The sequence below is a fragment of the Trichocoleus sp. AS-A1 genome, assembly GCF_039962015.1.
GTDB lineage: Bacteria > Cyanobacteriota > Cyanobacteriia > Cyanobacteriales > FACHB-T130 > FACHB-T130.
Map to the genome: position 1 here is coordinate 21,146 of NZ_JAMPKG010000035.1, position 20,181 is coordinate 41,326.

Below are 20,181 nucleotides of genomic sequence, written 5' to 3' on the forward strand. Positions count from 1 at the left end.
ACCATGTCCATTGCTTTGGGTGGCGATTGGGAAGCACGAAGCTGAAGAAGTCTCGCTAATTTGATAGCCCTTGACGAATGAGTGCAGAGTCTGTAAAGTAGCCCATCAACCAACGGTAATTCATAACTCAGGGCGTTTACAAAAGGAACCCCTATTATCAAAATAAGTCGCTGTTGTCCGCCGCCATCAATTCATAACCGAGATAATAAAATGATTCAAGAAGACAATTCCGGGGCTACAAAAAAGAGTAAAGCCATCCTGGATCAACTCAAAACGCTGAAGCAGGAAGATGAAACGCTTTATAACATCTTGGCTGTAGATGTTTGGGCTTTAGCTAAAACAATGGATGAGTTTCAACCAGGATTTTGGTCGGCTTTTATGAAAAATCGGGAGAAGGCGCTGAAGCGGTTTATTTCTGAAGTGATTAAAAATAAGCCTACCGATCCGAAACGTCCTCCTTTCCTTCGCTAGGATTAATTATTGTAAATAAATAATCGACAGAGGAAGCAAACAATGGACCCACAAACACTCAAGCAATGGATTAGCCAGATTGAACTCAAGCGTGAGTCGCTGGTAAGGCTCCTGGAGGAACCAAACCTGGGAACTCTACGAATTGATGTTAATCAGGCACTCGAAGAAATTGATGACCTGATTGATGAATTTCGGCGCACCTTCCCAGAGGCAGATGCCAACTAGAAACTAACGCCTTGCCGAGCTGAACTCTAGCCAAGAGGCTACGGCAAGGACGCCAATCACTAATTGCGCCCCTTTCTAATGACTGACTGCCCGCTGCCCTAGCTGCTTGACTAGAGCAATCAGCTCTTGAGTAGCGGTGTCTTTTTTACAAAAAGCATCAATTCTGGCAGTTTGGCTCATTACCTCAATCTGCGGGTCTTCGACTGAGGAATAGGCAATAATCTGAGCGTGCGGATCGATGTGCTTGATCTGCGTTGATGCGCTCAAACCGTCTAATACTGGCATTTGGAGATCGAGGATAATCACATCAGGGCGGTGACGCTCGACCATCTCAACGGCTTCTTGACCGTTACTAGCCAATCCGACTAACTCGATGTTTGCCTGACTCTGGAATGCTAATTTCAGGCTAAAACGAGTCAGCTCGTGGTCATCAACAACAAGAACACGAAGAAGGGGGTGCTGACAGGACAACATAAGAGGATAACTATATCATCTGACGGTTCTAGTTTAGGGGCATAGGATACAAAAGTCCCTCTACCATCCGAGCGAACTGCTGCAAGAAATACTCATTTTACCTCCAAACTAAAGTAGATAATTTTCTAAAGTTTAAATATTTATAAAGAAATCTGGAAGTTTAGTTTTTATATGTTTAAACCAATTGAACAGCCGCTCGTTTCGCTTTTGTCTTTTTAGCGCGATCGCTCTTGAGTTTAACCATTCACTACCAAGGATACCAAGACCTTTTCAAGCTGTCCTCTCCACCCAGAGGGATAGACTGAAAGAGCGATCGCGCTCTTGATTCGGTGGGGAGTGCGATCGCAATATCTGAAAATTTCCTTTCTTAATACACTTACTGACAAGAATCTTGCTCAGTCATTACTTGTATGCCAACTTTACAGTTGGATTATTAAGTAAAAATAAAAGAGATCGCAGTTGGTTTGAGCGTAAAGGGAGAGCCGCCGTATTTTTGCTTAATTTGACAGTTGCCTTTTGAGAAACATCTACAGATTGAATTTTTGATTAATAAAACTTAAGGGCAACATTTTTCTAGATTTGCTTGGCATTCTCGTGGGCTACACCTTCTTCTACAGTTTGCACAAGGTCTACGCATAATTACCGTGTTAATTCCTCTAACGACGGCTCTAGCTTCCGAAATCTGAAAATTTGCTCCGTCGTCATCAAATACATTTTGTAAGTCAACTTGATAACTTATATTGTCTCGTTTTGGATTGATACTTAGTCTTAAGTTCGCACTATTAATAGCTTGCTGATAAGCTTCTTGAGGCTCGACACTCTCGCTATAACCATCAAATTTCTCATCAAGAAGAATTTTCCACAGCCTGATTGTTGTATCTTCACTAGCAGAGGCTAGGACAGTACGCTCTTCGTTATCGGGGCTGAAACTAACGTCATACACTTCACCTCGGTGAGCTACCAGGGTTTTCAATTGAGTGCCATCAATTTTCCACAACTTAATAAAGCCATCTGTACTGACAGAAGCTAGCATTTCTTCATCTGGACTAAAAGCTAATCCATAGATAAACTTTTCGTGTGCTTTGATACTGGTTAATGGCTGACCGTGCTTCCAAAGCTTGATTGTGCCATCATCACTACTTGAAGCCAGGAATTGACCACTGGGACTAAATCTCACACAATTAACCTGCTTATTATGCTGACCAATAATGGTGGAAGTTCCGGTATTCAAGTCCCAAAGCTTTACACTTCCATCCTTATATCCACCTGAAGCAAGAGTTTGCCCAGTGCCAGCAAAGTCAAGACTATTAATTTTGTCCTGTTCTCCAAGATTTTCCAGCGTTTTCAACTCTTTTCCTGTAGCTGTGTCCCATATTTTAATAGTTCCATCCCAGCTAGCAGTTGCGATTCTCTTGCTATCTGGACTAAAACTCAGGTCATAGACCACATCTGTATGTCCAATCAGAGGTCTTAAAAACTCTCCGTTGTCTGCTTTCCAAAGCCTAACGGTGTGGTCAATGCTGCCAGAGGCAATCATGTTACCCTCAGATGGACTATACCTGACCCGCCAAACTCCCTTGGTATGTCCTGAAAGCGTTTGTGGCGTTCCTCCTTCCACCCTCCAAAGCTTGACTGTCTGGTCTAGGCTTGCTGAGGCAATTGTTTTACCGTCAGGACTAAAACTTACGCTGTTGACAGCATCTTGATGCTCTTGTAAAGGATAGGAACGTATATCGGGAGAAATCGAATTAATCATTAGATTGTCACCTAAAGTAAATTAAGTATTTAAATTTTAAGACGCTTTTAATTACAATAATATATTTTTGCAAAAATTACGCTGTTCCTGTATTAATTTATCGTTACTATTTTGCAAATAATTCCAAATAAATTTACAACTATATGTTTGCAGATTATCTATAGGCTTAACTATTTTAGTGGGAATTATACTACTAATATTAAATTTCCAAATTCTAACGGTGTGGTCTTCACCAGTCGATGCAATTAGATAGTGGTCTTTTTTGTATAAACTGCTAAAATTTACTTCATAAACTTCACCAATATGACCTTTTAGGGTGTCCAGGGTTTTCAATTGAGTGCCATCAATTTTCCACAACTTAATAAAGCCATCTGTACTGACAGAAGCTAGCATTTCTTCATCTGGACTAAAAGCTAATCCATAGATAAACTTTTCGTGTGCTTTGATACTGGTTAATGGCTGACCGTGCTTCCAAAGCTTGATTGTGCCATCATCACTACTTGAAGCCAGGAATTGACCACTGGGACTAAATCTCACACAATTAACCTGCTTATTATGCTGACCAATAATGGTGGAAGTTCCGGTATTCAAGTCCCAAAGCTTTACACTTCCATCCTTATATCCACCTGAAGCAAGAGTTTGCCCAGTGCCAGCAAAGTCAAGACTATTAATTTTGTCCTGTTCTCCAAGATTTTCCAGCGTTTTCAACTCTTTTCCTGTAGCTGTGTCCCATATTTTAATAGTTCCATCCCAGCTAGCAGTTGCGATTCTCTTGCTATCTGGACTAAAACTCAGGTCATAGACCACATCTGTATGTCCAATCAGAGGTCTTAAAAACTCTCCGTTGTCTGCTTTCCAAAGCCTAACGGTGTGGTCAATGCTGCCAGAGGCAATCATGTTACCCTCAGATGGACTATACCTGACCCGCCAAACTCCCTTGGTATGTCCTGAAAGCGTTTGTGGCGTTCCTCCTTCCACCCTCCAAAGCTTGACTGTCTGGTCTAGGCTTGCTGAGGCAATTGTTTTACCGTCAGGACTAAAACTTACGCTGTTGACAGCATCTTGATGCTCTTGTAAACGATTTGACTCTCGTACTTTATCAATTACAGAAGTTTGCAGTTGATTGACAGCATCATGATTTTCTGCACCTATTTCTTTTATATCTTTCAGTGCTTGGATGCTTGCTATCATTGCTTCAATTTGATAGTTCTTTTCCAAAAGCTGAATAGGGTCAGAAATCAATGCTTGAATAGCTTTGTTTTTGTTTTGTTCTGCTTTGATTCCAAATCCAAGCGTAGAAGCTGCCAGGAACGCCAGCCCCCATGCTGAGGCGAGCGCTATCCGAATTCTTTGTTTTTCGGCTTTTCGGAGTTTTTGTTCTTGCTCCAGCTGCTCCTCGATTCTTTTTATTTCAGCTTTAAGTTGGCGATCGCGCCTTTCCAAGCTCTTGTTTAAAAACTCCTCTTGTAGAGGAGAAAGTCTAGGCTGAGTATCCCTCGCCCACTCCTCAATAGCTGCTAGTCGCGCACCAGTTAACAGCGCATCATCAGATTTATTAAACCTTTCAAGCCATTCGCGGCAGTCATCCTCTAGACTTTGATTGAGGCGAATATTGTCGCGGTCTTCTTCAATCCAACTGCGAAGTAATTTCCACTCAGATAAAAGAGCTTCATGGGCAACTTCTATGGTGTTTTCATCGGTAATAATTAGGCGTTGCTGTTGACCCGCTAGCAGTCGTACTACTTGTAGCAGTTGTTCGGGGGAATCTGCGATCGCGCTCAATTCTTCCCAAGTAGCACGACGGCGCGTTACCTCGTTGCCGTCACCTAACTTCACTAATCTCATGAATAGGCGACGTACAAAAGCTTGATTCTCTGGAATAAAACTCCGATATAGAATAGTCGCTCGGTTATCCAACGCGCCTTTGACTCCGCCAATCTCCTCGTAGTCTTTCCAAGTCAAAAGCGGTTGTCCAGAGGGAGAATCCTGTTCGCAAAATTTTCGCCACAATTCAGAAAGCGCATATTGCAGCAAGGGTAATGCTCCTGGTTGATTTTCCACATCTTCTGCAATTTGCGACACTAACCCAGGCTCAAATCCGACGCCATGAAGCTCTGCGGGTTTTTCAATTGTCTCCACTATTTCTGAGTGAGATAGTAGCTCAACGACATAAGTTGTCGGTTGCGTACGATTGATTAAATTTACTGCCTCTGGATAAGCAGCGCATCGGTCGAGAAAATCCCCCCGAATTGCCACAATCACTCTGGTGATTCGGTCGGAAGCCGTTGCTTCATCTGCCATCAACCGCATGAAAGATTGTCGCTTTGCTTCATCATTGCAGAGGGTAAATACCTCTTCAAATTGGTCAATAAATAGGACAAACGGCTTATTTTCCTGATGTCGTCGAGTCAGGATCTCTGTTAGTTTTCCTAGAGGATCAATGCCAGGAGTAAAAATCTCGATTTCCCACTGACTGCTACCGGGAAGGCGATCGTGCTTTAACTGCGGTAACAAACCCGCCTTCACTAGAGAAGACTTGCCACAACCCGAGCGACCAATAACCGAGAGAAATCGAGCATTATTGAGTCTTTCTAGGAGTGCGCGGATAGCTAGTTCGCGCCCGAAAAAATATTTTTCTTTTCCTAGCTCAAAAGCCTGTAGTCCCTGATATGGATTTTCTCGATTAAAAGTAAAAGTAGCAGATGGAATATTTTCAGTCGGCGGATAATTCACTACTGTAATTGACTTACCCCAACCCATGCGGATCGGTTCCTGCCTTTTACCTTTGAGTTGTCTGCTGATGTGATCGAATAAGCGATCGCCACTGACACTTCCATCTTTTCCGGCATTCTCTAACGCCAACCCGTCGAGAACGGCTCCTGTAAAGACATCGTGCTTTTCATCGTGCATCGCCCACGCTTGCTCGAAGGTTCTACAGGCTGTAATTATGTAGTAATCTTTTTGGGAGCTAAATGCAGTAAGCGTTTGTTCTACTAGCTGGCGTTCCAGAAAATAGCCACCATGACAGCAATCGAGTAGCAAAACTAAACTACTGAGTTCGGCAGCTCGAATCAGCTCATTGAGACTATCTAAGGCAATTCCATGTTGTTGCCCAACAATACGCTTCCCATCCGTCTCCAGCACGCAATCTGAAGTTGCCAAATACCCTTTGGTTTGCCCCAGATTATCCGATACTGTAATCCCGTGTCCGCTGAAGTAGATTAGCGCATCGCTTCTATATGCCTGCTCCAGCAGAAACGTTCTTAAAGCTTGCCCCAGTTCGTTACCAGTTACCGCCTTTGTCCCGATCTCATAGTCATTCTGCTGTTGATTCCAACGCTCAGGCAGTCGTTTGACAATCTGGAAGTCGCCGTATTGCTTGAGTAGCTGTCCTACAGCCTCTGCATCGGTTACTGTCTTGGGGAGGCGTGATAAGTTTGAGCTTTGATATTCAGAAATTCCAATAACAAGGGCGTATCGAGCCATTTAGCAACCTGGTTTCAAAATATTGAATTAGTTGACAGGCACCCTGAAAGACGATGTTAATTGAGACACCAGGATAGCTTAGCAAGACCGAAACTGGCTTTAACTTTACAAAAAACACACGAAAACTTACAAAGAGACAGCCCATGTCAGAAGTGCAACGTCTGCTTATAGAAGAGGATGGTCAAAAATACGAAATATACGTTGAGACAAAATCTAGTCCCATCATGCCCCCTGCAACAGCACCCGAAGATTACGATCCCAACCAATCAATGGGCTTCCGAGAAGACGCTGTCATCAAAATGCAGCAAGCGCGGCAAATGATTCGGGGCTACGCAACTTATGCCATCAGTGCTTTTAAAGACTTCGGTGCCGCTGAGATTGAGGAAGTGACACTGAAATTTGGCATGAAACTGGGTGGTTCAGCAGGTATCCCTTATATTACTGAAGGGAAGGCTGAGAGCAACTTAGAAATCGAAGTCAAGTGTAAGTTTCCCGATAAATCAAAACCGGGTTCGCCGCCGCCAAATTCAGTATCCTAAAGCACAACAACTGAAAACAAACACCCCACTTTTCCTCAAAACTCGCAATCTAGGCTAAATCATCCCTGAGTTTCACCCAGAGGGTAGAACCCGAAAGCTGCCAGCCTTTGTACCGTGTTGGTTGTGGAGAGGGAGTTATTCATGCAGATACAGACACCGGATTGGGTTAAGCACGCGGTTTTTTACCAGATTTTTCCGGATCGCTTTGCTAAAACGAAGCATTCTCACAAGCGGCTTTTGAAGGATACCCGATGGGAAGATTGGCACGAAATACCGACGCTTCAAGGGTACAAAGGCGGTGATTTGTGGGGGGTGATGGAACAGCTGGATTACTTGCAGGATGTAGGGATTAATGCGATTTACTTTACCCCCATCTTTCAATCGGCTAGCAATCACCGCTATCACACCCACGACTATTACCAAGTCGATCCGATGTTGGGGGGGAATGGCGCTTTTCGGGAGTTGCTGGAAGCTGCTCACGAACGGGATATCAAAGTTGTACTGGATGGGGTGTTTAATCACTCTAGTCGGGGCTTTTTCTTTTTCCACGATGTTCTGGAAAATGGCCCCCATTCGCCTTGGGTGGATTGGTTCAAGATTGAAGGCTGGCCTTTATCGGCGTATAACGGCGATTTTCCGGCGAATTATGAGGGCTGGGACGGAAATCGGGCGCTGCCAGTGTTCAACCATGAAAATCCGGAAGTGCGGGAATATATTATGGAGATTGCCGAATATTGGATTAAATTCGGCATCGATGGCTGGCGCTTGGATGTGCCCTTTGAGATTAAGGCTCAAGGATTTTGGCAAGAATTTCGCGATCGCGTAAAAGCCATTAACCCAGAAGCTTATATCGTGGGGGAAGTCTGGGGAGATTCCCGCGAGTGGCTGGATGGGACTCAGTTTGACGGGGTAATGAACTATCTCTTTGCTGCGCCGACGATTGCTTTTGCCGCAGGCGATCGCGTAGACATTGAGCAAGTGAAAGATCGCTCTTACCATCCCTACCCGCCCCTCTTTGCACCAGAGTATGCCGAAAAAATCCAGCAATTGTTGGATTTTTATCCGTGGGATATTCAACTGACTCAGTTGAATTTGCTAGCTAGCCACGATACGGCGCGACTGATTTCTATTGCAGGCGGTGATAAGGAGAGTGTTCAACTAGCAACATTGCTGCTATTGACTTATCCAGGCGCGCCCAGCATCTACTATGGTGATGAAGTGGGATTACCGGGAAAACTCGATCCGGATTCGCGTCGAGGTTTTCCGATGGAAGCTCACTGGGAACGTGATGTTTTAGATTATCACAAGCAACTAATCGCCCTGCGTCACCAATATCCAGCCTTGCGTACAGGTTCCTATCACGTTCTGTTTGCGGAAGGAACAGTTTACGTCTTTGCTCGGAAATTGGGAGATGAGGAACTGATTGTTGCCATTAACGTGGGGACGGCACCGGCAGATCATGTGAGTTTTGAGGTGACGGGGCTACAATCCAAGCCTAATCAGCAATTGTATGGCACTGCCGAGGTGTCATGGAGCGGTGAGGGAGAATCCAACCATCTGTCCTTGCATTTGCCAGCGCGTAGTGGATGCATCCTGGGTTAAACGAATTTCGCGAATGTTTGCGAAGAAGGGTGGATTGATTAACCTCTAATTGTCTGGGTAGGGGCGTGTTTGTGCTATGCCCTTACAGAATGTGAATTTGACCAATTATTTAATCCACATTCCTTGGCGATCGCCCAAATCAGAAGGAGGCACCTTTGCAAAGGTGCCTCCTTTTTTATGTCAGCAAATCGAATTTTAAATTTTTACGATGTCGTTTAGATTGCACTAACTCCAAATTTGCTTTTGTCTTACCATTACCCAGTTTTTGGTCAATAAATTCTGTCTGAAGACAGAAGTTAGCAGCAGAAATTAGTGCCTATTTAGACATTATCGTCGGTGTAAGTACTGAATCAATGACATGGATGACGCCGTTATCGGTAAGGATATCTGTTTTTAGCACCTTCGCATCATTCACTTTAAAACCGTCGTCGGTGCTATCAATCCCCAGAATGCCGCCCTCAACTGTCTCAGCGGAATCTATCTCGACGAAGTTATCAGTTCTAACATCCCCAAACAGGACGTGATACATTAAAATTTGCTTCAGCTTGGGGATGTTGTCCATCCAAGAAGCCAGTGTATCCTCTGGAATTTTGGCAAATGCTTCGTCGGTTGGAGCAAAGACAGTATAGGGTCCTGGACTCTTGAGAATCTCAAACAGACCAGCAGCCTCAAGAGCATTAACCAGAGTTTTGAAAGATCCTTCATTAGTGGCAGTTTCTAAAAGGTCAGCCATGCGTTTTGATGATTTTAAGTGAGTGTCCTGTTTAGAGATACTCGCTATAAGACTTGCAGTGCATCCTTCAAAAGTATTGAAGGCGCGATCGCTAATAGGTTAGCACCCCTACCCATTTCACTTCATTTCGCTAGCGTGCAGCCACGCATCAGATCCCTCAACCCCTTACACAACTCAACTACTGGAACGAATGCCACGTTGTTGTAGCTGCTGAATAAAAAAGTCTTCCAGAGAAGGACGGGATAGGTTCATTGTTGCCAGATGGGCATCCATCAGCCGGAGACTAGCCAGAAACTCTTGGGGTTCGCCTTGTAAGTGTCCATGCCAACCATTATGCTCAAATGCCAAATCGGGTATCCAGCGTTTGAGAACCTCCAAGTTCCCGCCTTTGCCTCTGACATGGTAGGATTCGGCGGTACCTAGAAGTTCATCGAGGGAGCCGACGCAAATCAGATCGCCTTGGGCGAGGATAGCGACGCGATCGCATATCTGTTCCACTTCCGCCAAAATATGGCTATTAAAGAAAATGGTTTTTCCCTGCTTTTTGAGCGATAAAATAATCTCTCGCATCTGGTAGCGCCCCATTGGATCAAGACCTGACATCGGCTCATCCAAAAATACCAGTTCTGGATCGTTAATCAGCGCTTGAGCCATGCCTACCCGTTGCAGCATCCCTTTAGAATACTGACGCATCTGCTTTTTACGGGCAGCAGATTGAGCCAATCCGACTAATTCCAGTAGTTGGGGGATGCGTTGGCGTTGCACTGATTTCGGGATTTGAAATAATCCAGCCGTAAATTGCAAAAACTCCCAGCCGGTGAGAAAGTCATAGAAATAGGCGTTTTCCGGTAGATAACCGATGCGTTGTTTCACCTCGCGATCGCCTACAGGTTTTCCCAGAAGTACCCCTCGTCCACCCGTAGGACGGACAATCCCCAAGAGCGTCTTTAACAGCGTCGTTTTCCCAGCACCATTCGGCCCTAACAGCCCAAAGGTTTCTCCCTCAAACACTGACAGCGTGCAGCTTTTGAGAGATTCGATTTTTTGATTTAACCAAAATCCGGTGCGATAAACCTTTCGCAGTTCAAAAGTCTGTACTACCGATTGACGGTAAACGGTAATCGGTTCCCCTGACTTATCTTCAACAGAATTCATATTAGTTCGGCAAGCGATCGCATTCTCTACAATATTATTGATTCCCTATTTTGCCGAGTTTCTTATCAGTTTGGAATCATGGATGATATGAGTCCTCAACCTGTTCTAGTTCTTAGGGATCAACTAGGCGGATGCTTATCTTGACGGAAGCCGAGTTTCGAGAATCGGCAGAATCCTCCCTGCGCCGGGTTTTTCTGAGCGACGATCCATTTAACCAGCGTTTTGCACCGGATGTCTCAGCGCGACGGATAATCTACGAGTATTTCTACCACATAGAGCCACCGCTTATAGATGCTGTAGTTGCGGCTGCTTCCAGTGTGGGAGACACTGGTTGTTACTTCTCAAATCTATGGCGTAACCAAGAACAAACCGAACGCCCCAATCACTGGTATATCCCTTTTTCCGAGATTTCAGCTTACATCGCAGGCGATGACAAAGTGTTTAACAATGCTTTGGTTTCGGAGAATGTTCTCTACTCGCCTCAAGGAAAATGGGGAGTTATGATGTCTCACGAGCATCACGGTTTACTGGCTGGTACGCACGAGTTTATGGAAGAAATTCGTCGGCTCATACCAGACCTCGATCGCCAGGTGTATGGTTTCCTCGATTATTGGAAATACTGGTATAGCCAAGGTTAGAGTGCTGATGTAACTTGGCTACCGGGATTATTAACGCAGATTTACGGACGAGAAACCGCAAAAACCATGCTCAGAGAAGCAGGCTTAAAGTCTATCTGGCGCAAATACAGTTCTGAACTTCTATTCACTTAGACTGGATTTAGGAGTTTTTAATGGACGAGAAACAAATGGATAGACCCAAAATAGTTGCAATAATCAGTGGGGCAATTTCTATAATTCTAGCGATCGCCTATCTGCTGCTGGTTCAGTTACTAGACTTCCGGGGTGAAATGATACCCGCACCCACAAGTCAATTGCCGCCAGTCGTGCAAGTTGCTCAAATATCCGCGATTCAGCTTTTATAGAGAGCAATGTCTAATCGGAGTTACGCCATCCTGGGAACAGGAGCGCTGGGGGGCTACTACGGAGCTAAACTACAACGGGCGGGGCTGAATGTCCACTTCCTGTTGCACAGCGATTACGAACAAGTCTGTCAACAGGGTTTAGTCATTGAGTCCCCAGACGGCGATTTTACCCTCCCTCACGTTAACGCCTACCCTGACGCTAACAAAATGCCACCTTGCGATGTAGTGGTTGTAGCGCTAAAAACGACGCAAAACCACCTGCTGCCTAAAATGCTGCCATTTATGGTTAAGGATGACGGCGTTGTTTTGGTGCTGCAAAATGGTCTAGGCGTTGAGGAGAAAGCCGCCAAAATTGTGGGTTCGGAACGGGTGATGGGAGGCTTGTGCTTTCTCTGCTCTAATAAAGTGGGGCCAGGACACATCCGCCACCTAGACTATAAGGCGATTACACTCGGCGAGTATATCCCCGATTATCAACCCGCCGGGATTACCGAGCGAATGCGTCAGATTGCGGGTGACTTTGAAAGTGCTGACATCCCTATCCAACTTGCTGAAGACTTGCTGTTTGCTCGTTGGCAGAAATTGGTGTGGAATATCCCATACAACGGGCTTTCTGTGGTTCTTGACGCCACAACAGATGAGTTGATGAGCGACCTTCACACTCGATTATTAGCCGAGCAGTTGATGGGTGAAGTGCTAGCAGGTGCATCTGCCCTTGGTCGGGTGATTCCTGATAGCTTTGTCGAAAAGATGCTCGAACACACGGCAAAGATGAAGCCGTACCGCACCAGCATGAAAATCGACTATGACGAAGGGCGTCCTCTAGAGGTGGAAACCATGTTCGGTAATCCCCTACGAACTGCACAAGCAGCAGGTGTTGATTTGCCAAAAATTGCGATGCTTTACCAGCAGCTAAAATTCTTGGATGCTAGAAATCGCCACAAATAGTATGTTCTTTTGGCATCCGATTTTTCATGACTTAAATATACCTGACACCCTGAAAAAAAACCTTAAATAATAATTAGTCATGAAAAAAGCGCCTTTAGAAAATCCGATTTTTACCGTCCCCAACGTTCTATCAAAAGCAGAGTGTGCCGAGTATATCGCCTTAACCGAAAACATAGGCTATACTCCGGCTGGTCTCACCGTAGGACAGGATGAATACATAATGGCTCCATCAATCCGAAATAACGATCGGGTGATTTTGGATGATGAAGAACTTGCAGCAAATTTATGGCATCGTGTGGAAACTTATGTTCCCAGAATCGGTAACTGGTGTGCAATGGGACTTAATGAGCGCTTGCGGTTCTACCGATACGATCCGGGTCAGCGCTTCGCACCACATCACGATGGTAGTTATTGGCGAACAAACGGCGACCATAGCCGTTTAACTTTTATGATTTATCTGAGCGAAGACTTTGAGGGAGGCGAAACTCTGTTTTTTTCACCCAACGTCTCTATAGTTCCTCAAATCGGTATGGCGCTGTTCTTTATCCACGAAATAAAACATGAAGGCGCACCCGTAATCCAAGGTCGAAAGTATGTACTGCGTTCAGACGTGATGTACACGTATGCGAGCCAATAAAAATCGGGGGAAGTTGACTTTTAAAAAAGGGCGATCGCTCTACACAATTTCATTTAATTATTCTTTATTCTTCTGGTAAATAGTTGTAAGATAAAACTGCTATTCCCCCATTTATTTATACCCCATGTGTAACTTTTTATGTTATTGTCTTCGCTAACCCTGTACTGGGTTTTCCTCAGAAAAACAATTTAAAAAAAGTCTGCATATCTCGTATCTTTAATTCACCCAGTAGGAAGCTTTTAGAATTTGCATTGTTTAGCTTGGACGAGACGATAAGAAATAAAAAAGGAGATTGGGAAGTTTTGTGTTCCCAGTCTCCAATTGCGATGACGATAAATGAAAAACAGTAATTTAAAGGTTGTTGAGCATCTGAAAAATCGTCATTTTATGATTCATGAAAGAAAGTGAAAAAGTGCGGTTCTCTTTCTTCAATCGTTTTTGTAGATTTTGGCGATATACTCTGGCTTCTTATCAGATCCCTTTTGGTCGGATAAGGTTCTTCCGCTAAAGGCGAAAAATATCCAGGTGAAGGCAATTGCGGCAATCGTTAATTCCATATAAATTTCTCCAAGTTAAGCAAGCTGTCTTGTTAACCTTATTAATCAACTCAAGAATTGCTATATCCGGATAAATTTCAGGTTGGCAGATAAAATTTATTTGTAGATCAAGAGAATTTGCAAGCGCACCCTTAATCTGTAACCCAGAACTGGTATATTTCTGGGTGTTACCGATGGAGGAATATCGCTTCGCAAACGCTACTATTGTTGAGGCGGATCTGATTGGCGTTCCTCTTGCGGTTCTTCTGCTTCTGCTAAAGGTTTGACGACTCGCGCGATCGCTTCTTGCACAAATGTCTTGATAAACTCATCCCGGCGATTTAGCTGAAACTGTCGCTGCACAACTTCTGTAATTCCGCCATCGCCCCAATCTTGATCGTGACGGAAGTATTCAATAAAACTCTTCCCAGCAATTCGAGTCAAATAAGCGGCGGTAACGCCTTGAATCACCTTACCAATAGGATAGGCGGCGACACTCAGTTGGAGGACTCTAGAAAGCAACTCAATTGCTCCTTGGACAATTCCCAAACTCGCAAGAGTTTTCCCTAAAGAAAGCGCTAATTCGCGCCCTCGATCCATATTCAGCTCGCAACCGTAAATTCTGCCAATTTCTACAACCATTTGGGCATTTACAGCGGCGGTTGCTAGCAAATCCACTACTGGCAAGGGTGTCACGGTGATGACACCCGCCCCAATCCACTGAAAACGTTCTACCACCTTCTCCGCTTGGCGTCTGCGCTGAGCATCCAGCAGGCGTCGCGCTTCGTCTCCCAGTCTCTGAGATTGCAGTAGGATGTTGTCAGCGACTAGGTCTTCCCCTTCGGCTCTAAGAACCACTGCCATGCGGCGAATTAACGGCATCACATCCGGTTCGGGTTGGAAGGTTTCGCCACTCTCCAATTCGGCAAGCTGGGGATTCGCGGCGATCGCAACCACATCGGCGGTAGCGATAAATCCCCGCACTCGTTCCCGCAGACGCGCCAGAATTGTTTCCTTATCGGTGTCTGTATAAAGATCGGTTTTGTTGAGGATCAGCAGCGATCGCTTGCCAATCTCTGCCAAGGTTCGCAACGGGTTATACTCGGACTGCCGTAAGTCATTATCTACGACAAATAACAACAAATCCGCTTCAGTTGCCAATTGCCTTGCCAGTTGTTCTCGCTGAGTTCCCGCCACCCCTGCTTCTAAAATTCCGGGCGTATCGGTAATCAAAATTTGCCGATTTAATCCTTTCAACTTGAGAACGTAAGTTTCCCCTACCTCCGTCGTTCCCATTGGCGCGTCTACCCGTCCTACCATGCGCCCAATCAGGGCGTTCACCAGAGAAGTCTTGCCAGCAGAACCCGTGCCAAATACGACGACTAACAGTTCCCCACGCGCCAAATTTGCTTCAATTTCGCGCGATCGCTCAAGTAATGCCTGCCGCGACACCTCATCCTGAATCTGTGCCACTTGCTGCCGCACTGCTTTGAGGGTTTCTGAAGCCGCCTCTGTCTTCACTTCCGGGACTTTCGGCAATCTGCGGCGTTGCCGCGAACCTTTTGCAGTCCCCTGAAGAATCATCACATAGTAGATAAATCCACCGATTAGCACCCCCAGTAGGACAATCAGCAACAAAAGCAGCAGATTTCCCAGTAAAGGTGCCGTAAAAGAAATCTGAATATACAGCCGATAGAGAGAATTAATCAGCCACAGCATCAGCCCCAGAATTACACTGAGGCCAACGATCAGCGTTAATAAGCGCGACAGGGGCATGAACGGGATTGTGGTAAGGAGATGCTTCTAATCTTAATCTCCCTATCATTGTCTGCTATCAGCAACAGGCAAGAGATGCTTCCACGAATAAAGTAGAGCCTGTTGCCGTGATTTTTTCTCGGCTAGATAATTAAAACAAAGCGTCTTTCTGAGTAATTTTAAAAAACAGTAAATTATAATACAAACTAGCTTTTAAAATTATCCCCCACCGGATAGATCGATGATCTCTGAGCCAAACGTCAGGAAGCCTCAGATACGCTTAGGCAGTGCGTTCCCTCACCCAGTCAGTATCACAGGCTGGCTCAGCCGGGTCACTGGTCGTTTCAGCGTTAGCCAAAAAATTAGTTATGGATATGGGCTAACCCTAGGCATTGCCATTTTGGGAACGGCTGCCGGATTTATGATTGGAGATTACTATCAGCAACGAGCTACGAAGTTGCATGAATATAGCAACCAAGAACTCAACCTTCTCCATCGCTTGCAAAATGGCGTACTACAGGCACGTACGCACCAACAACAATTGATTCCGCTAGCAGAAAATCCGGAATTGTTTTGGGACGAATACTCTCATTTTCTGGAACATACTGCTGAAATTAAGCGGATATTGTCTCAAATCAAATCTTATACAAACAGCGCCGTTTATCAACGCGAGGCAGCGGCTCATGTACACGCTGATGGAATACCCAGTTTTCTAAAAACTTACGAAAACGTACCAGAAATCTATTTTCATCAGGTTGATGAATTAGTACAGCAAATTGAGCTGTCTCATTTAAAGCCAGATAAAATTCAGGAAGCACAAAAACTACTTTTAAATTTTACGAATGGTTCTGTAGCGCTAAATTTTGATGGTCTCTCAGACGACTTAACTGGAGTTATTCAGGGATCTTACCAGGATGTTAAGCAGGCAGAACTGGCTTTGATTGCTGCGGAAACAATCCGATTTAAAATTATTGTTGCAAGTATTTTATTGTCAATTGCGATCGCTATCCTTTTAGCCATCTACACTTCTCGCGCCATCGTCCGTCCCCTGAAAGCTGCAACTGATGTAGCACAGCGGGCAACTCAAGAATCTAATTTTGGCTTGCAAGTGCCGATTACAACTGAAGATGAAGTGGGAATGTTGGCAACCTCCCTCAATCAGCTCATCCTCCAGGTGGGGCACCTTTTGCAAGAACAAAAAGCAGATAGCGAGTTACGGCTGATCCAGAGTGAGAAAATGTCTAGCTTGGGGCGAATGCTTGCCGGAGTCGCCCATGAAATCAATAATCCGGTTAACTTTATCTATGGCAACTTGGCTTATGCTGGTGACTACGTTAAAGAACTTCTCGCATTACTAGAAACTTATCAAGCTGAAATTCCCAATCCGCCTGAAACGATTCAAACTCAAGCAGAGGAAATTGATATCGATTTTCTTAAACAAGACCTGCCTAAAGTTCTGCAATCGATGAAAGTCGGTTCTGACCGAGTTCGACAAATTGTTCTAAGTTTAAAAGATTTTTCTCGCCTCGATGAACCACAACCTAATTCTGTAGATTTGCACGCCTGTATTGATAGTACCCTGCTGATTTTGAACAATCGGATTAAAAATAATATCAATATTATTCAAAACTACGGCGATATCCCAGCCATCGAAGGTTACACCGGCTTGCTTTATCAGGTATTTATGAATTTACTCAGCAATGCGATTGATGCTCTAGAAGAGGCAAAAGAGCCTGGAGAAATCGTGATTTCTACAGAACGCCTAAACAAGGATACCGTTGGGGTGCGGATTGCTGACAATGGTTCTGGCATTTCACCAGAACATCAAGAGAAAATATTTGATGCCTTTTTTACCACGAAGCCGAGAGGCATTGGTACGGGCTTGGGTCTATCAATCAGCCATCAGATTATCGTAGAGAAACATGGCGGTAATTTTAGCTGCAAATCAGAAGTTGGTAAAGGGACAGAGTTAGCGATCGCTTTACCGATCAAACATCAAGTCGGTGTCGCATCAACATCAACAACCAAAATTCTCTGCTAATAGCTAGAGGCGAACTACAGTCCAAAAGTGAGACATTTTGTTCAAGTTATCGGAGTAGAAAGAGTTATGGGGCTTTTTGACCAAATTATCAATGCCTTAGACAGTCCAGATCGCGAAGCGACTCCCGGACAGATGGATAATATTTTTGGTACCGTGCAGCAGGTCAGCAATAATTATGGTGCCGACCCGTCAGCAGTGCAATCTACAATGTCCCTTGTAGGTAACTACGTGCGCTCTGCTCTACAACAGAAGCAAGCTACCGAAGGCCCCCAACAAGCGCAAGCCCTTGTCAATCAATATGGCGGCACTTCTCCCAATCCTCAAGCCGTTGATGCGCTTTTTGGTTTTTCTCAAGTGCCACAAATCGTGCAAGTCATTGCTCAAAGAACCGGCTTGAATCCGGCGATGATTCAACAGATGTTGCCGATTCTCGTTCCCTTGGTGTTAAATCTTCTAAAAACTGGCTCCAGCGCTCAAAATCCGCACGGGTCGAATCCAGTTCTGAATACTTTCTTAGATGCCGACCGCGATGGCGATGTTGATATTGCTGATGCGATGCAGTTAGCAGCTCGCCATCTGGGTAGATAAAGCTGGGAATGGGTAATGGAATACCTGTTTACTCATTACCCATTATTAATATCTGACCGCTCAACCCCCTCAATTTCCAAAATCAAATCGGCACCATAGACTTTAGACGGCGTCTGGAAACCAACACTCACCTGTCCGGCAAGCACCTTAGTAACAATAGCCAGCGCCGTCAGTGCTGTGAGCGTATAGCCTTCTGGACATTGCAGTCGGGATACCTTAGTTGCGCCATCATCTGACACCTCTCCCCACAATCTAGTTTTCCCCTGTTGCCTCTGTGCATCGGTTGGTCCTGGTGGTTGAGCTTGGATTAGACGTTTCTGTAAGCTTTGCATGGGTGGTGACCCCAATAACCAACCCAAATATCTACTTGCGACTAGCGCCCAGTAAGTGGAGGGAGGGGTTGCCATATAAACTTCAATATTGGGAATCCCTGTGCTGTAGAAAGCGGTAGACACATCTCCCCAAGGAAGTGTGGTGCCTAAAACAGGGCCTTCTCCAAAGTCGATGGTTCGAGTTTTCCAAGCAGTCGGAACCGGAGTCAGAACGCCACCCCGCCGCACTAAGCCTCCTTGCTTCTGAGCTTCCACGATTGTTGTGGCAGTTCCCCGCGATGTCTGACCGGCGGTGAAAGCCAGCGCCAGACTTGTTGCTGAAGGCAGCTGTCTCTTGAGATGAGCCGCGAGACAGTCAGAAGGAACGACATCAAAACCGACGCCGGGAAGCAGCATTACGCCTGCTTTTGTTGCCTCAGCATCTTTGGCAGCGATCGCCTCGAATACTGCCACCTCTCCGGTAATATCCAGATAATGGGTTTTTGTCCGCAGGCACCCTTCAACCATTGGCTTAGACGTGCGCGAGAATGGCCCTGCACAGTGGAGTACCGCGGCGACATCCTTGAGTGCCGCATCCACGGCGGATTCATTTTCTAGGCTAAAGGCGCGGTGTTCTAAACCAAGCGATGTCGCTAACGGCTGCAACTTTTCGGAATTGCGTCCTGCCAGAATCGGGCGTAACCCTTGCTGTACTGCCAATCGCGCAATCAGGGTTCCGGTATAGCCATTCGCACCGTATAACAAAAAATTTGAGGACATCAGTACAGGAGTTACGACACACCAGAGATAGAAAGCGATCGCTCTTTTTATGCCGCTTTGTCAATCAAGGGTATAACAGTCGAGCGACTGCATACTTACTATTGTCCGCTTGGGAGTGTTTTCTTCAATACGGCAAAAGGTACAGGTAAGATGACAGAATGTTTGCTTGGCTTTGCTTCCCACCCTAGGATAGCTATGGCACTAATTCAATCGTCTTGCCCCTGAAACTATGTTGGCTGCAATTTTATTTGACTTGGACGGGACTCTGGTAAATACTGACCGAATCCATTACAAATCTTGGCAGGATATTTTAAAACAATACGATATTGATATTGACGAGAATTTTTACCAAAACCGGATTAGCGGACGCCTCAATCCAGTTATTATCCAAGATATTCTCCCTCAGTTATCCTTATCAGAAAGCGAACAACTCGCTGAAGCGAAAGAAGCGTATTTCCGAGAATTATCACCAGAACTTAAACCCCTGGCTGGACTTTCTAAAATTTTGGCATGGACAGAAGAATTAAAGTTGCAACGAGCAGTTGTCACCAATGCACCGCGTAAAAATGTCTACTTCATGCTAGAAGCTTTGGGTTTGGCAGATGCCTTCGCCACCGTTGTTTTAGCAGAAGAAGCGATCGCGGGCAAGCCTGATCCAGCTCCCTATCAACTGGCGTTAGATTATTTTGGTATTAAAGCGAAACAAGCGATCGCTTTTGAAGACTCTCCCTCCGGCATTCGTTCATCGGTAGGCGCAGGCATTGCGACAATTGGCATTGCCTCCACCTACGATCCCAAAATTCTCTGCGACTGCGGAGCAATTTTTGCAGTGCCTGATTTCACCTCTCCACAGTTGTGGACGTGGCTAGATTCTCCCGCAAAAAATGATGCTGATAACTAATTGAATTTATTAACGCTACATTCTCTTCGCTATAGAGCGCTTAGGGAGAGTAAGAAGAGATATCCAAGATTTTATAAATGAATTCTGATTGCTGTATCTATATTTCTATGGATGTATAGTTTAATTATTGTAAAGGTAGGTTTGATAGGCAGATACATAATTCCAGCCTAAAATTGACATAAATTCGCCCTCCGCCGCATCGGAAAGAAGAATGTAGTAATTCTAGGCGATCGCGATCTAAATAGCGCTGCTTAGTTTTAC

The 20,181-nt window shown here is 45.1% G+C and carries 19 protein-coding genes; 11 read left to right on the forward strand and 8 right to left on the reverse strand.

What is annotated here, in order from left to right; all coding sequences use genetic code 11:
• Positions 1-210: 210 nt before the first annotated feature.
• Entirely contained in the window at positions 211-471 is a 261-nt protein-coding gene (locus NC994_RS21960) for a hypothetical protein (RefSeq protein ID WP_190428356.1), read from the forward strand.
• Positions 472-513: 42 nt separating this feature from the next.
• The gene (locus tag NC994_RS21965) at positions 514-696 is read left to right on the forward strand and encodes a hypothetical protein (protein ID WP_190410508.1); all 183 of its coding nucleotides are present in this window, start codon (positions 514-516) and stop codon (positions 694-696) included.
• A 75-nt stretch (positions 697-771) separates the two neighbouring features.
• On the opposite strand, the gene NC994_RS21970 is transcribed toward NC994_RS21965, so the two are convergent.
• The 3 genes from NC994_RS21970 to NC994_RS21980 all read right to left on the reverse strand — a co-directional run bounded on the left by NC994_RS21970 (position 772) and on the right by NC994_RS21980 (position 6,412).
• Complete coding sequence (locus NC994_RS21970; protein ID WP_190428355.1) at positions 772-1,170, reverse strand: response regulator transcription factor; 399 nt, start codon at positions 1,168-1,170, stop codon at positions 772-774.
• Positions 1,171-1,726: 556 nt separating this feature from the next.
• Positions 1,727-2,926 carry a WD40 repeat domain-containing protein gene (locus tag NC994_RS21975; RefSeq protein ID WP_190431577.1) on the reverse strand — a complete coding sequence of 400 codons (1,200 nt, stop codon included), beginning with the start codon at positions 2,924-2,926 and terminating at the stop codon, positions 1,727-1,729.
• A 51-nt stretch (positions 2,927-2,977) separates the two neighbouring features.
• Positions 2,978-6,412: a caspase family protein gene (locus NC994_RS21980; protein WP_190431579.1), complete on the reverse strand. Its 3,435-nt coding sequence runs from the start codon at positions 6,410-6,412 to the stop codon at positions 2,978-2,980.
• 143 nt (positions 6,413-6,555) lie between these two features.
• Here NC994_RS21980 and NC994_RS21985 point away from each other — a divergent pair, with 143 nt between their 5' ends.
• Positions 6,556-6,951: a CU044_2847 family protein gene (locus NC994_RS21985; protein WP_190431582.1), complete on the forward strand. Its 396-nt coding sequence runs from the start codon at positions 6,556-6,558 to the stop codon at positions 6,949-6,951.
• Positions 6,952-7,092: 141 nt separating this feature from the next.
• Positions 7,093-8,553, forward strand: a complete 1,461-nt coding sequence (locus tag NC994_RS21990; RefSeq protein ID WP_190410505.1) for a glycoside hydrolase family 13 protein — start codon at positions 7,093-7,095, stop codon at positions 8,551-8,553.
• Positions 8,554-8,869: 316 nt separating this feature from the next.
• Here the strand turns inward: NC994_RS21990 and NC994_RS21995 are convergent, their stop codons facing one another.
• Both NC994_RS21995 and NC994_RS22000 read right to left on the reverse strand, forming a co-directional pair.
• Entirely contained in the window at positions 8,870-9,286 is a 417-nt protein-coding gene (locus NC994_RS21995) for a fasciclin domain-containing protein (RefSeq protein WP_190410504.1), read from the reverse strand.
• 174 nt (positions 9,287-9,460) lie between these two features.
• Positions 9,461-10,441 carry an ABC transporter ATP-binding protein gene (locus tag NC994_RS22000; protein WP_190431584.1) on the reverse strand — a complete coding sequence of 327 codons (981 nt, stop codon included), beginning with the start codon at positions 10,439-10,441 and terminating at the stop codon, positions 9,461-9,463.
• A gap of 131 nt (positions 10,442-10,572) precedes the next feature.
• Between NC994_RS22000 and NC994_RS22005 the strand changes: the two genes are divergently transcribed.
• The 4 genes from NC994_RS22005 to NC994_RS22020 all read left to right on the forward strand — a co-directional run bounded on the left by NC994_RS22005 (position 10,573) and on the right by NC994_RS22020 (position 13,008).
• A complete protein-coding gene (locus NC994_RS22005) occupies positions 10,573-11,079 on the forward strand; it encodes a hypothetical protein (protein WP_190431587.1) in 507 nt (168 codons plus the stop codon).
• Positions 11,080-11,231: 152 nt separating this feature from the next.
• Complete coding sequence (locus NC994_RS22010) at positions 11,232-11,423, forward strand: hypothetical protein (RefSeq protein WP_347276572.1); 192 nt, start codon at positions 11,232-11,234, stop codon at positions 11,421-11,423.
• Between the two features lie 6 nt (positions 11,424-11,429).
• Entirely contained in the window at positions 11,430-12,371 is a 942-nt protein-coding gene (locus NC994_RS22015; RefSeq protein WP_190431589.1) for a putative 2-dehydropantoate 2-reductase, read from the forward strand.
• Positions 12,372-12,450: 79 nt separating this feature from the next.
• Positions 12,451-13,008 (forward strand): 2OG-Fe(II) oxygenase, encoded by a 558-nt coding sequence (locus NC994_RS22020; protein WP_190431592.1) that lies wholly within the window; start codon positions 12,451-12,453, stop codon positions 13,006-13,008.
• A gap of 428 nt (positions 13,009-13,436) precedes the next feature.
• Here NC994_RS22020 and NC994_RS22025 read toward each other — a convergent pair whose 3' ends face one another.
• On the reverse strand, positions 13,437-13,565 hold the full coding sequence (locus NC994_RS22025; RefSeq protein WP_277879681.1) for a hypothetical protein: 129 nt from the start codon (positions 13,563-13,565) through the stop codon (positions 13,437-13,439).
• Positions 13,566-13,766: 201 nt separating this feature from the next.
• Positions 13,767-15,320, reverse strand: coding sequence for a GTP-binding protein (locus tag NC994_RS22030; protein WP_190431594.1), 1,554 nt, complete (start codon positions 15,318-15,320; stop codon positions 13,767-13,769).
• Between the two features lie 220 nt (positions 15,321-15,540).
• Here NC994_RS22030 and NC994_RS22035 point away from each other — a divergent pair, with 220 nt between their 5' ends.
• Together NC994_RS22035 and NC994_RS22040 are read left to right on the forward strand one after the other, a co-directional pair.
• Positions 15,541-17,340, forward strand: a complete 1,800-nt coding sequence (locus NC994_RS22035; RefSeq protein ID WP_190431596.1) for an ATP-binding protein — start codon at positions 15,541-15,543, stop codon at positions 17,338-17,340.
• A gap of 66 nt (positions 17,341-17,406) precedes the next feature.
• On the forward strand, positions 17,407-17,928 hold the full coding sequence (locus NC994_RS22040) for a DUF937 domain-containing protein (protein WP_190431597.1): 522 nt from the start codon (positions 17,407-17,409) through the stop codon (positions 17,926-17,928).
• A gap of 35 nt (positions 17,929-17,963) precedes the next feature.
• On the opposite strand, the gene NC994_RS22045 is transcribed toward NC994_RS22040, so the two are convergent.
• Complete coding sequence (locus NC994_RS22045; RefSeq protein ID WP_190431599.1) at positions 17,964-19,019, reverse strand: saccharopine dehydrogenase NADP-binding domain-containing protein; 1,056 nt, start codon at positions 19,017-19,019, stop codon at positions 17,964-17,966.
• Between the two features lie 229 nt (positions 19,020-19,248).
• On the opposite strand from NC994_RS22045, the gene NC994_RS22050 reads away from it, so the two are divergent.
• A complete protein-coding gene (locus NC994_RS22050; protein WP_190431601.1) occupies positions 19,249-19,920 on the forward strand; it encodes an HAD-IA family hydrolase in 672 nt (223 codons plus the stop codon).
• Positions 19,921-20,181: the final 261 nt, after the last annotated feature.